General features: G+C 46.2%; 5 protein-coding genes and 1 pseudogene. All 6 read right to left on the bottom strand.

All coding sequences use genetic code 11. The features are described 5' to 3' along the window. Positions 1–43 precede the first annotated feature (43 nt). The 6 genes and pseudogenes from NQ546_RS05020 to NQ546_RS05000 all read right to left on the bottom strand — a co-directional run bounded on the left by NQ546_RS05020 (position 44) and on the right by NQ546_RS05000 (position 14,366). Positions 44–4,327, bottom strand: a complete 4,284-nt coding sequence (locus tag NQ546_RS05020; protein WP_004288926.1) for a beta-d-glucuronidase/beta-L-arabinofuranosidase — start codon at positions 4,325–4,327, stop codon at positions 44–46. A 91-nt stretch (positions 4,328–4,418) separates the two neighbouring features. Continuing rightward, a complete protein-coding gene (locus tag NQ546_RS05015) occupies positions 4,419–6,677 on the bottom strand; it encodes a DUF5703 domain-containing protein (protein ID WP_229074255.1) in 2,259 nt (752 codons plus the stop codon). Positions 6,678–6,713: 36 nt separating this feature from the next. Beyond that, entirely contained in the window at positions 6,714–8,132 is a 1,419-nt protein-coding gene (locus NQ546_RS05010; protein ID WP_004288923.1) for a sialate O-acetylesterase, read from the bottom strand. Positions 8,133–8,191: 59 nt separating this feature from the next. After that, positions 8,192–8,785: a glycosylhydrolase-like jelly roll fold domain-containing protein gene (locus NQ546_RS17395; protein WP_394366444.1), complete on the bottom strand. Its 594-nt coding sequence runs from the start codon at positions 8,783–8,785 to the stop codon at positions 8,192–8,194. 122 nt (positions 8,786–8,907) lie between these two features. Then, positions 8,908–11,383 (bottom strand): annotated as a pseudogene (locus NQ546_RS05005) (glycosyl hydrolase); the annotation flags it as partial. Positions 11,384–11,528: 145 nt separating this feature from the next. Next, the gene (locus tag NQ546_RS05000) at positions 11,529–14,366 is read right to left on the bottom strand and encodes a glycoside hydrolase family 2 protein (RefSeq protein WP_039953184.1); all 2,838 of its coding nucleotides are present in this window, start codon (positions 14,364–14,366) and stop codon (positions 11,529–11,531) included. Positions 14,367–14,478: the final 112 nt, after the last annotated feature.

Below are 14,478 nucleotides of genomic sequence, written 5' to 3'. Positions count from 1 at the left end.
GTTTAATTATTCGCATTATATTAATTTAATTAGTTATAGAAACCTATTGTATCTCAACGCCATCAATGGCAAAGCCATCCAGACTGTCGGCACTCAATATCAGCTTATAGTGGCCGGCATTGATAAACGTACCCGTAGTAGTGCTCAACATTCTCCATTTGCCGGGTGTAGGAGCAAACCGGAGCCAATCATCTTTTAAAACCACTCCTTTAGCATCGATGAACTGCAAACGAACCGGCAAAGGTTGTTTATTACTATTCATGAACTTAAAGCGAAGGGCATACACTTGCGCCAACCCTGTATTTATCTCCCAGATTATACAACTCTCCTTCTTGCTCTTTCCGAAGAAAATTCCTGTTTCTTTCTTATACTCACGTTTTTCAAAATTACCTTTCACCAACGCTTCTTCAGCCTGATATTTTACAACGCTACGGGTATTTTTGTCTTCGGGCAGCATTTCTTTCGGCATCTTGACAAGCGTATCGGCACCCATCGCACTCCAAGAGAAAACATCGGAAGCTTTCACCAACGGCAACATCGGACGTTTCTCCACTTCTCCCTTTTTAGCAATGGCAATAGCACATATAATAGCCTGCCCGGATTTAACTTCAGGAAAATCAATGAGCAGCTCGCCATTCACAGCCTCAGCCTCTACCACTCTGCGGAAAGCACCGTCATGCCCGCTTTTTGCCCAAATGTCAAGATCATCAATCAACGTTTTGCCATTTACGGCTACGTCAAAGATACGGAATCCCTCACAATCAGTTTTTTCACCGCCCCCAGTACCATGCCAAGGCTCTGTAAAATAGAGCTCTATACGATAGCGTCCCGGTTCGGATACAGGGAAACGATAGTTAAGATGATGGCGTCCGAAACGAAAACTTTGGAAAAGCGCCCAATCACGTGTACCATGTATAGGATCGAAAGTTGTACGTTGGCTTGCTTGATAGGGAGAGATAGAATCGAACTTTTCAGCCCATGAATGAGAGAACATGCGAGAGTCCTGCATCCATTGCTCTCCATAACTATCGGTATAGGCATCTCCTCCGCAATTTATCCGATATAAGTAGGTATAACCGGAAGCCGGTTTCAACAGATCGGCATTGTTATCGGCAGCGGTAGGCACAATAGCCGATGGACAGTAGAGAGCTTCAAAATGGGGAGCTCGCTCCAGGCCCTTCAGCACCAGCACATCCTCAGCTACAGGCTTACCGTCATAGTAACCGACAGCACGTAGCACATTGTAGCGTATGTCGCGATTCTCCCATGTGAAATGGGTTCCACGACCATGATTCACCTTACGGCCAAGATACACATCATTGGTGGCATCATTATAGAGCAACACACTATCACAATTGCTATAAGCCTCAATCGTTGCACGACGACGCCCGCTTTTTTCAAACCGGTTGTTCCAAGTGTGCGAAACAAGGTAAACCATAGGCTCCTCCTCTGGCAAACGATAATTGGACTTATACATATAATATACATCAAGCGGTTCTTCCCAAGGAGTAACCAACCCCTTGTAATTGAAAGGCCCTACCTTGTCAATACGGCGCAAAGCCTCGTCCGGCTGACGACGCCCCGGATTGTCATGGCTACTGTAAATCCATTGAAACTGCCCGCAAACAGAATCCTTCACACTCTCTGCCTGACGTATCTTAGTTTCCATAAGCAGACACATGCGTTCCTCACTCCAAATGCCTTTAGCGTCAAAAGCTGCAGGCTCGGTGTGCAAATCAATACTGCGCCACGCGCCATATTCACCGTTTAACAACTGGTTGGGACGGGATAACTCATGTCCGTATTTATAAATATCCCCCCCGTAAGTTCCACTCCAGTTCTGAATAACATTCCAATCCGAACCATCACCGCCATTACAGGTAGTTATAGGCCGCATAGTGACTGCCGTAGGATCCATCTCACGAATAATATCACAACACTCCTCGGCAAACTCACGTGGCAAGGTGCTCTCATTCTGTAATCCCCAAAGGGAAAGACTGGGAGAGTTACGGCGCTCCTTCACCCATTGGCGAAGCAGTTTCTTGAAATTCTCGCGAAATTCGGGAGTGTCATACCAGACATGTGCGGAGAATTGTGTCCACCAAACCATACCCTCTCTATCAAAGTACGTTTGATAATCAAGATGATGTGGCTGATGAGCATCGCGAAATGCATTAAATCCGGCAGCTTTCAGCCCCTTCACACGAGCCAGCACCTGTTCTTTACTGAATGCATGGCTCTGCCCAAACTGATGCTCATACTCACATACTCCATTGAGGAAGGTGGGAATACCATTGAGGAAAAAGCGTCCGTCATGACTTCCCACTACAGGACCTTCGGGAGTAAAACGCTTCACCGGCCAGCTAAGGGTACGAATACCAAAAGGCGTGGAAACTTCGTCCGTAGTTCTGCCCGAACGTTTAATCACCGAAGCCAATTTATAAAGATAAGGCTTCTCCGTACTCCAACGGCTCGCATCCTTCACCGGAGATTGCTGGCGAATTATTCTTAACTCACCCGGTTTCAAAGTCAATTTCTGAGTCAAACGGAAAGTCTGTCTCCCATCAGCATCACTCAACTTATTCACAACCTCAATTTCTTGTAAGTGTTTGCTATAATTCTTTATTTCCAAATCAACAAACACGCTATCTGCTTTCTCATTGTTCCAAATGTGTACTCCGAAAGGTTCGATACGCACCTCATCGGTTTCAACCAGCGTCACAGGGCGGAAAATGCCAAGCGGTTGTGACCCTTCGCTGAATCCCCATTCCGAAGAGCAACCGCCGCAGACCCAAGGCATATCGGCAATCAATTCCGGATGTTCGGCTTTTACTTCCAAGCGGTTCTCACCATCAACCAAGACATCTGTCACATCGAGCGTCAATGTGGTACGTCCTACCGGCTGCCGACTAAAAGCCTTACCATTCAGAGCAATGGTAGCATACGTACCTATCCCCTCAAATTGAAGAAAATAACGGCGGCCTTCTTGTTTTCGGACTTCGAACGAACGAGTGTATAGGGCCGTCCCATGCAAATTGCCATGCGTCAGTTGACGGTACCCATAATAGTCATCCCAGTTATGCGGCAAGTTCACCGTAACAGGATGATGAAGTTTCACATACGGCTGATTGGTTTGTGTCGATTCGGTCAGCCAGGTTTTCCACCCTCTGTTCAAATCGGTAAAAATACGACGGCTTTTAATATCGCGAACTGGAAAACGTACGTCCGACTGTCCCATAGGACGGCTTGTAGCTACGGCAATACCACGCTGGTCCGCGTTGTTCACTGCACAATAAAAATGATATACCACACCGTCATGCTTCACAACATAACTTTTATGCGCAAAAAGTTCATCATATTCTTTTGAAGGGATAATCAAATCGGCTCCCTGCCAGTCGGTCCAGTGTACCAAGTCACGACTAACAGCAAAAGTATTGAAAGCCTTATAGGTGCGTTTTGGATCAAAAGCCGAGAAGTAGAACATTACATAGAAGTCACCCATACGCTGAATATGCGCATCACCGGTAATGCCTCCCGCAATTTCATGTGCAAAAACCGGATTGCCTGCATAACGGGTCCATTTCTTCATATTATCGGAAAGGGCAATACCTACACGTTCTGCCTTCTTGCCAGTCTGTGGGTGCACGCCTGCAGCATTGTAGAACATTACGAACTGCTTGCCAAAACGTTTCGACTTATCCCAATACACAGTACTCTTGTATTGCGTGAGTTTTTCCCACCATTGGGCGTCCTTATCATCAATATGCAGAATCGGCTTATCGGACGCCTGCCATTCATGCGCCTCTGTAATAGGTTTATCGGTACTTGCCACGCCCACATACAACGGTTCACGGACCGACTCGTAACCGGTACCCGAACCTCCCAAATAAGTCATCCAATGACGGCCTTTATATTGCTGTAATTGATAGGTACCTCCCCACTCCATATCGGCAAGTGCGGGGAAACCTCCGCGCTGATTACAGTCCCACTTTCCGTCACGATAAGCAAGTACGCGTCCCAAAGTTTTCCAATGCAGCAGATCGGAGCTTTTCGCCAACCAAGTCTCGTAGCCACGACCATCCTGCCCGGTTTTCCCATTGTAAACCACATAGGTCATATACCAGGAATCACCTTCGCGAAACACTGTGGGACAGTCTATTTTATGCCCATTATCCTGGGGGGCAATCACCATACCATACTTATAAGGGGTCTTTACCTCCTCATAAATACGGGCAAGCTCATCTTGCGAGATTTCTGTTTGAACTTGTGCCGAGGCAAAAAATGCTGTTGAGAAGAACAACTGCATCAAAATCAAAAACTTCTTCATTATCACAGGGATTAATTCATCAATAATACGAAACCCGAATATACTACTTCAAGTCATTATATGAGACGATTATTCCCTGCAAATGTACTCGTTATTCCATTACAACCCTTCCTTCAGAAGCATGTAAACGAAAATGAACCTTCCGGTTCTTAGGCCAAGCCGGATAACGTATTATATTACCTTGCGCATCCTCCTGCATCAGCATCTCCTGCAATCCTATCATACCACTTCCTCCCCAATTATGATCGGGCGTCCAGTCGTATCCGGGCCCCCAAAATGCAGGAAAACGATGCGGTCCGTTATATAATTTACGTTGGTTAAGTGCCACCGCCTCATCAGTCAGTCCCAAGCAAGCAGCCCAAATATTATCTTGTTTCCAACCTATATGAGTACGGAACTTCTGTGCATCAACATCATAATAATAAGTATTTTGGGCTATTTCTAAATTTGGACGCCCCAAACCATACACACGCCATGGGAAAACCGGATAAAGCTGCGGAGTCTCCACATTATTCACACGTTCCCACACCAAAGCAGGCGAAATCATTATCTTATTTCCTATGGTATGAAGCGGAATCGAAGGAATACGTTGCTGCATCTCACGAACAAAAGCAAGAGCTTCTGCATTTTCTTTGAAATAAGAACCGGCAGCCTGAAGCACAACATGCAAAGCCGCCACAGTAGAGGAAGCATTGTAAGTCATTTTATAGGTCTCACACGCAGAACCGGGAAAAAGTACCAGCTTTCCGTTGCCGTCAAGTTCCTTGCATCCGCGCTGACGTGCCAAATAGCGATAATGTTCATCGAAGAAACGCAATGAAGAAAGGATCAGAGGCTCATAACTCCGGATATCCATGCCCCGATAACGGTGCGTCTCCAATATCATCAGACAAAACTCAAGTACGGTATCCCATTCATACTCTAACCAGGCGTTGTATTCCAAGCCTTTATCGAAAGCGGGCGGACGCTTAAAGCCATACTCAGCCGGATTGGGCAGCCCAAAGTTTTCAATCTGCTCTGCAAAGCAGGCTCCTTCATGGTTCCAATAAATACGACTGCGTTTCTCCGCTGTTGGGAGGATACGTAAATAGTAATCAAACTGAGGCAACATCATATCAAAGTCACCGTTCTTAAGCATAGGCCAGTAGACAAGCCGCTGATTCTGCGCCGTATGCGTACCGCCTCCCCAACGACGGAAATCAGGTGTAAATGCCATGTCAGGATTCACCCATACAGGGTCAAAAGTAAACAACCCTCCGTTAAACTTGGTAGGCCACTTACTGTATGCATTGCATCCCAGCATATAACGAAAAAGAGTGTAATTGCGCACTGCAACAGCCAACGAATCGGCAGGATCGACCAAACTCAAATCATCGGCATCCAATCCATGAGGATTGGCAAGTTGCCCGGCATCATCCAAATAGATATAACTCCGGTTCCAAAACTCATTCCACCATTTACGCGTCTGCTTCCGGTTTTTTACCAACTCGACTGACTTCTCTGTCTGTACCAGCCCTTCTTCCCATTCTTCAAATGATGACTGCGCAGTGTTCAAAGTCACTTGGAAATGATGATTCCGGCGAGCAACACCCGATGTATAGCACCAGGCGACATAGGGAGTAGATTGATACACCCCATTCCGTTTACCCTTATAAACAAGGTCCCCACCGCTAAGACGGCCTCCAAACGTCAACTGTTCCAACGGGTTGTAAAGGGAATCCATTAAATGAGTAAGTCCCTGTTGACGCATGGTCACTTCAAACATCGTCTCACCCTCATTACGATGAAAGAAGGTCAGTTGATGCATTTCAGCACAGATTGAATCACGACGCGTGACAGTTCCTTTGGGGACTGCCCATTTATAAGAGCATTGTTGTCCTTCAATCTTTTTCTGTACAACCCGATCGGTGACACGCCAATTCTCATAGGCTATTTCAGCACTAACCCTTTTCTCACTTTTCACTTCCACATGTACCACAGGCCGGAATACATCAGCCCAAAGTTGCACTTCCACCCCATTACAGGAAATGGACACATAGCCATCGTTCAACCGGAGTTGCTGCCGGAAGTCCACCGCATCCAAGAAAAGGTCGGGTTGCAGTTTTAACCGGAACCGCCCCTGTTTGAGAAGCGTATTGTTTTCATCGAACGATCCGCTACGCGATAAATAGAAGAGAATATCGCCTTGTTCCACCCATACATTCATCCCCACATCGCCCCCTCCGCAAGGCATTGATTCCGAAACATTCAAACTGGGCGACACCCATGTATAGTTTCCCGGCCGCCACTCTGCACAAACAGAGATAGCCATGAAAAAAAACAAAGAAAGAGATAAAAGGAATCGATTCATCATGAAGCGTGAATTAACATATTTCTATTTATAATATCACCAATTGTCCGAACGGAACGAGGAAACCGGCAGATCCTCACAATAAAGGTCGCCCTTGGCATAATTTTTGAATGCATAACGAACAGCTACCGGAGATTTCACCGCCTCACTCTTTACTTTTATTTTGCTACGTTCTATCCACGCTTTTGCAGGATGAAACACCCGGTCTTCACCGGCCACTTCAAAAAGATCGGAGGCAAACTTCTCTTTACAGTTAATCCACATATCTGCGCGATCAAAGAAAACAGTCACCGTATCATTCTTTACTTCCATTTTTTTATAGCAGGCAGACTGTGCCATGACACCTTCGACTCCATAATCGTTCACTAACGCCAAACGCGCCAGACGTTCGCCCACTACCCTTTTCCGAGCAGGATGAATACCTTTCTCCATCCCTGCATCCATCAATACAGCCATGCCGACATTAGGCACCATAGTTTCGGCTTTCAATTGCTGTTCACGCAAATAAGCAGAATTAATAACCGGCTCACCAGGTGCTGTAATGATGGCATAGTCATAAGGAGCGATCTGGCAATAATAAAAAGGAAAGTCGCCTTGCTTCCACTCTGCACGCCAGCCTTTTATCATGGTAGTAAACATATCGGCATACGTTGAAGCACGATTCCAGTTATCTTCACCTTGATACCAAATCACACCTTTCATGGCTAAACCAATAAGCGGATGAAGCATACCATTGAAAAGTACAGTCGGAGTGCGATTCTTCGACTTTATATCTTCCGGGCTTTGGGGTATTTTAGCTGCGGGGAATGCCTTGAGCCATTCAGGGCGCATCCAAGCCTCACAAGCCGATCCTCCCCAAGCAGCAACAATCAATCCTATAGGAACCTGAAGCTGTTCTTGCAACAAACGGCCAAAATAATATGCAGTAGCGCTAAACTCACGTACGGTCTTAGGCTCTGCGTGATTCCAGCAACCGGTTACATCATCTACAGGAGCAAACTGCGAATTACGCTTCACCGTAAAAAGCCGGATTTGCGAATTACGGCTACGCAATACATCCATATTGGCGTCTTCCACAGGTTGATTCTTAAATCCTTTCATAGGCATCTCCATATTGCTCTGCCCCGAACAAATCCATAATTCACCCATAAGAATATCCTTAATCCAAGTGCGTTCACCGTCATCAAAAGTAATATCATAGGGGCCTCCTGCAGCAGGTGTCTGTACAGTAAGTTTCCACTTTCCTTGCTCATCAGCTCTCGTAGTATAGGTCTGCCCATCCCAGCCGGTAGTCACCTCAACGATTTTACCTTTCGAAGCCTTGCCCCAAAGACTGGCCTGACTCTGTTGTTGCATAACCATACCGTCCGAAAAAAACGCCGGCAAAGACACTTTAGCTTGAAGTGCCACTGCAACAAAAAAAGCACAAGCTATCATGATACATTTCTTATTCATATACTTTTCACTTTATAATTCACAAGACAATCTTTCCATATTGTGAGCTCTTATAACCATCACTTCATTCTTACCAATTCTACCGGGCCAAGTAATCCTGCCGGAAGCAGGTCATCACCGGGCAAACGATACTTGGCATTAGCCCATATGCCGTCAAAAGGAGCGCTACCCTGGTCCATTCCCCGAAGAGCATTTGCCCAAGTATTTACCAGCTCGATTTCAAGACGATTGGCTCCGGCTACCAAAGCGGAAGTGATATCTACCTGATAGGGGGGAGTCCAGGCTATGCCGCATGCTTTCCCATTCACACGGACTGTTGCCACATTGGCTACGCGTCCCAGACTGAGAAGCACGCTCCCATCGAATTCATCCTGAACAACAAAAGAAGAAGTATAACAGGCACGTCCTGAATAGAACTTTACTTTAGCATCACTTTCTTTACTCCAATCAAAAAGTTCATCACGAACCAGTTTCACATCAGTTTTCTCAAAATGAACTGTCCATTCACTGTTCTCAAGCGGAGTGCGACTTTCCTCTTTCCATTCGTGCCGGACTAATCTTTTTGCCATATTCTCTGCTGCCACATTCTCCTCATGCAGAAGCGAATCACCGGCAAAGAGTTCAAGTGCATCCTTGCTTTTGAAGAAAATCACGAAACGTGATCCGTATGCCGGCAATGATAACGACACTTCGGTGCGTCCTTCCCGTTCCGCCCATTGTTCCGGGATATAAGTACGCCCGGTTACCGCATCGTATAATTTGGGGGCCAGTCCTTTCTGACGGAACGAAGCTGTAAAATTCCGGGCTTCATTTTTCTGATTTGCTATAAAGTAGATTTCCATATCATCCGCCGTACGATGCGCATATGCCACCTCAGCCGGTAACTCTACATCGCGTTCCAAGCCCATGACTGCAAAACTTTCGGCTTTATAGGGCAACTCGGGAATTATCACTCCCTGTTCCTTCCACTCTGCTATTTTTTGCTCCACCTCTTTTGACAAAGGAACAGCAGTAGGATCCATAGGACGAGCCGTAGGCAATACCAGCACTTTGTAACGCCCACCGCCAGGCAATACAATATGCCCATCTTCCACCTTTGCCAAACGAAGTAAAGCATCTTTATTGAAAGAATCGTACTGATAACCACGAAGCGGGTTAATCCACTTATCGGGATCTGCCATATTAGCCGAATGAGTGACTCCCACAGGAACTACACGAAGCGGCTGGCCTTCATTAGCCAAACGAACCCGCTCGCTCTCCACACGTTCAGCGCCATAAATACCGGGTAACATACTCACCAGCCTGTCCGGTAAAATGGCACGCCGAGGCATCTCCTCACCGGTAAAAACAGCAATGTCTACAACAGGAGTTCCTTTTTGCAGGAGAGTTTGGCAACGGGTAGCATAATCCACAAACGCACTGCTCTCACGAAACCAAGTCTGATCGCGCTGATAAAAAAGCCCGATACCGTCAAGCGTCATGCCAGGAACACGGTCCAACCAAGGATTATGAGTGAAAACATGGAAGAAAAGTTTATTAATGCCCAAAGCATAATTACGGTCGAGCAATGGTTTAAGCATAGCGGGATCTTCGTCCCAAGTGCCACGGATTTCAGTAAATCCTTCGGCTTGAATCACATTCTTACCGTAAATATGAGCACCACTAACTGCATCAAGTACATCATTAAGTTTATCATGGGTAGGACTGTTTAACCAGAATTCTCCCATAGGAAGATCCACCTTATCATAATGGCATAATCCATCGGCCACCATAGTGGGGCTTACGCACTCGGCCGAAAAGCGGCAATCGTATTCACCGGCACATTGGGCCAACACTGTGTAGAAAACATCAGTCACCAGTTCACCAATAGTAATGCGGACATCACGCAACACCTGTTCGCTTTTTTCAGCACTTTCCATTGGTATTCCCGCCAACAAGGGCAGATAGGGCATCAAATCATACCCGCGACGGCTCTTAAACTCTGCAGCAAACGTTGCGCTCCAGTTTTGCGAACCACACTCCCAACTATCCACATGCATATATTTCAGAACTTCACGAGCCACTTCCGGTGTAGTTTTCTCAAATACTTGGGCAAACCAGTTGTCAAACTGTTTGCGAACAGCTGCAACACTGAACTTATCACATTCCAGTCCTTTACCGCCTCCTGCAGTGGCATTGACATGCCCGGTAGAAGTATGTCCCATGCGAAGAATACGCCACTCTCCTTCGGGCAATTTAGCGGTAAGAGCACCCTCCGTAAGTGTCAGTCGGCGCACCTCATTTAGTTGTACACAGGCCTCATCCGGAATTTCTTGCGAAGTGGAAGCATCAGCCACACGCCATACAAAGCCGGCTTTACCTTCCCACTGATGAATACGAGGAGCCGTATGCAAACGAATCTCCTTTATCTTCAAATTAGGTTTCCATTTAGCCGCATCCAAATCCTCACACCCCGGTTCACTGCCCTCCGGCGTCCATTCAAAACGAAAATACTTAGCCGTAGTGGGCGGCAAGCCATGAGTAGAGTGGCAGTCGGTATTCTGCCAACCATGCCGGGCAGGCTTTAACTGTTTCAGAAAGCGATAGTTCCTACCGTCATCACTCACAAGCACTTTAAGCCTATGCGCTTGATAATTATTACCACTCAAAACAATCTCTACATTACTTACTGTAACCGGTTGTTCATAAGTATAGTCTATCCGGCAAGGATAAGAAGAACGAATAACTCCTTTCTCATCCATATTGACCGCTTTCTTCTTATCTTTCACTTCGGTACCGGGAAGAGTAGCCAAACTTATAACTGGTCTCATCACAACATCTGCCGGTTGCTTACCCAAAGGAATGGCATAAGTAGCTATATCCTCACTATACCCCTCATAACCTTCAAGTTGAGGAAGAGGCAAACGTTCAATATTGCCGCCACGAATGATGGTATCACTCCAGACAATCTTCTGCATGGACTCCTGAGGTGCAATCCATGGTCCACCTGCCAATGCAAAGCCGTCACAGATATGCATCCCCAACCGAAGTCCCAACCGCTTTGCCTCTTTCATGCTATAATCTACCATTTCCCAAAACTCAGGGGTAAGCTGTTGGGCTTGTCCTTCATACTCCGGTCCCTGACCTACGCCTTTAATAGGCATGAGATAGGCACCGCCTAATCCAACTTGCTTCATAGCCTCCAAATCAGCTGTTATTCCTTCAGGAGTTACAGCACCATACATCCAATACCAGAAAGTCCAAGGACGAACATCATCTGCAGTATAACGCACCGATTGCTCCTCCGTAGGCATGTTTTGCCGGGTACCGCATCCAACGAATGTAATACTCAGCAAAACAATTAATACTAAAAGATATTTTATCTTCATATCCAATTGATTATTCAAATCAAGTTAATTATTTGGCCGCTTTACTAAATTGCATAATAAATCCACCACCATACCGGCCATCAGCCCAGAATGCCTGTGATGAAGGACCTACCAAATCGGTGGTATTTACCTTGTTGCGTACAGGAGGGATGACGCGCATCAAAGCGATGCCGGTAGCAGGCAGACGATAAAGCAACTCATCACGACCATCGCGCGGTTGATAAACTCCCATGTACTGTTCGGGATTCTTATTGGCAATGCGAACAGTACCTTCCGAAGTAGACAACTCCATCCACTGTACATCGGCAAAGTAGCCTTTGAATTCAGGATAAAGGAAGCTTTCACCGGGGATAGGGTCATTATAGTCATTAGCCCAGATACCTGTTTGCGGACCATGCAAGCGGTTCTGCCACACTCTGTAAGGCCCCTTCCCCAGCCAACTCTTACGCAGCATTTTCTCTTCAGGATAATCAAACATCACGCCCATAAGGTCGACTACTCCACTGAAATTATAGGAGAAATCGAGTTCAACAGTGCCTTCCGCATCAATCACCCAGATGGCCTTCTCGAATGAACCCAGCTTATAATTGGCTGTAATGTAAAGGCAACTTCCTTCACTCTTTATGTCGAAACCGGTGAAACGGCCTGCATCCTCGAAGGTGGTATATTGAGTCTTCTTTTTCTCGGCATCTTTATCATCGTGATTATAGAACTGATCCATAGACCGGTCGGCACGTTTGGCAGCAATAAAACGAGGGCCATTGCTCAAGCTGAATGTACTTCCTCCTAATTTCACCCCTTTAAGCTGTCCGTCGGCATAACTGAAAGTAAACTCCTTGTCAGCAACCGAAACCTTAAGCTGCTCGGCAGTGCTGGTATAGGTAGGCGCCGCACCTTGCTTGGCCAAAACTGGTAACGCTACATTCACCAGATTATAAGTCCAGGTAAACAGTTCACTACCATACGCATCTATGGCGGTAACATGCAGTAAGTTTGCATTATTTAGAACAGAAGCTATCTTCAAAGTTCCGGCAGTATGAGGTTCTATGTCAGGTCCATTCACCGTAGCACTTTTTATCACTTTGGTCTCCAAACCATCTACCGCCACATATTCATACTTAAATTTGCAATCTTTCAAATTACTAAAGTCGTAACGGTTCTCCAATTGCAACACACCATCAAAATTCCCATCGGGAGTATTCATTATCTGTATAGGACACCACACCTGACGAATGGTGTAGTAACTGCCTTCCTTCTCATGATGAGGCCCCACAATCCCATCTGCTCCATAGTTGCCTACATTATCGATAAAACCGTTCATATCCACACGCTTCACTCCCTCATCGGCCAACATCCAAAGGAAACCACCCGCACAACGGGGATGACGGCGCATCATTTCCCAATAATCGTACAACCCCGCACCATGGCCGCCATCGTAGAGTCCATGCAAGAACTCGGTAGGCATAAAGATTTCGGGCAAGCGCATATAGTTCTGACTTTCTCCATAAGAACGATAATGCATGGTTTCGTAACCTCCGAAATTGCCTTGCGGATGAATAACGGGACGCTTCTGTATGTCATGTTTGTGGAACTCACAATCAAGTTCGGTATTCCACCCCTTTTCATTACCGTTACTCCACCAAATAATGGAAGGATGGTTATGGTCGCGCTTAATCATCTCTCCCACCAGCTTCTGACCAACAACAGTCTCATGCTTGCCATGCCATCCACTCAACTCATCCATTACATAAAGTCCGAGGCTGTCGCATGCTTCAAAGAATTCGGGATCGGCAGGATAGTGGCTCAAACGGACTGCATTCATATTCATACTCTTAATAAGAAGCACATCTTCTATATTCTTGGCTTTAGAAAGGGTACGACCTGTTTCCGGACGGAAACTATGACGGTTCACACCTCTCACCGTCACACGCCGGCCATTGACATAAAGGCCATCATTCGGGCGTGTTTCTACAGTACGGAAACCAAATTTTTGCCGTTCCCTATGCAACACTTTACCAGCTTTATTCATAAGAGTGAAATGAGCAGTATAAAGATTAGGAGTTTCAGCTGTCCACAGAGCCGGGTTCTTCAACTTCATATTAACAGACACCTCGTCTCCACCGGCGCGCACAACATCAGTCTGAGAAATAACTTCGCGTCCTTTTGCGTCACAGATCACCGTTTTCACCTGCGCGCCATCCAAAGCATGGTTAAGCATGCATTGGGCGATAAAAGTCCCGTCGGCTTGTGCATCCAACGCCACACGAGCTATGTTGTCAGCCGGTTTCGCCACCATGAACACAGGACGGAAGATACCGCCAAAGTTCCAATAATCGGCACGACGTTCAGCAAGATTGACTCCCGCATTGGCACTTTCTTTGCTTACAGTCACTTCCAATACATTTTTCTTATCAGAACCGAAAAACACACGATCACTCACATTGTAAACAAAGCGATAAAAAGCACCTTGATGCATTTCACCCGCCTTACGCCCATTGATGGTGGCGTAAGTATCTGTCATTGATCCCTCAAACACAAGTTCCACTTGCATTCCATTCCATTCGGCGGGCAAATTGAATTCGTACCTATACATACCCTTCTCATCAGCCACACCGGCCGGAAAGGCTTTTCCATAAAACTTCATACCATACTGATAGGTACCGAAGCCTTGCAATTCCCAACAGGAAGGCACACCTATTTTACTCCACTTACCGGAATTATTACCACCGGTACAGAAGAAATCCCATTCCACCATGTCATCGCATCCTTTACCTGAAAGATATTGCCGCTGCGTTTCAACAGAAGGTTGCGCCCACAAACTCAAAGCAAGAATAAGGGCAGAGAGAAGAGTTGTTGTCCGTTTCATTATATTAAATAGTATTACTTTTCCCAAGTTGCGCATATATAACTTTTTCATATCATTCATGAGACGAAGTATGTATTTGTTTGTACTCACACTTTTAAGCGATCCATACGAA

Origin of the sequence: Bacteroides eggerthii, assembly GCF_025146565.1 — a bacterium.
GTDB classification, from domain to species: Bacteria; Bacteroidota; Bacteroidia; order Bacteroidales; family Bacteroidaceae; genus Bacteroides; species Bacteroides eggerthii.
The sequence above is the reverse complement of the archived record's forward strand: the minus strand, read 5'-3'. Positions and strand labels throughout refer to the sequence as shown.

What these genes read in the sequence shown, in the direction of transcription:
- NQ546_RS05020 (WP_004288926.1), bottom strand. Translation starts at nt 4,327, where the DNA reads ATGAAGAAGTTTTTGATTTTGATGCAGTTGTTCTTCTCAACAGCATTT.
- NQ546_RS05015 (WP_229074255.1), bottom strand. Translation starts at nt 6,677, where the DNA reads ATGAATCGATTCCTTTTATCTCTTTCTTTGTTTTTTTTCATGGCTATC.
- NQ546_RS05010 (WP_004288923.1), bottom strand. Translation starts at nt 8,132, where the DNA reads ATGAATAAGAAATGTATCATGATAGCTTGTGCTTTTTTTGTTGCAGTG.
- NQ546_RS05000 (WP_039953184.1), bottom strand. Translation starts at nt 14,366, where the DNA reads ATGAAACGGACAACAACTCTTCTCTCTGCCCTTATTCTTGCTTTGAGT.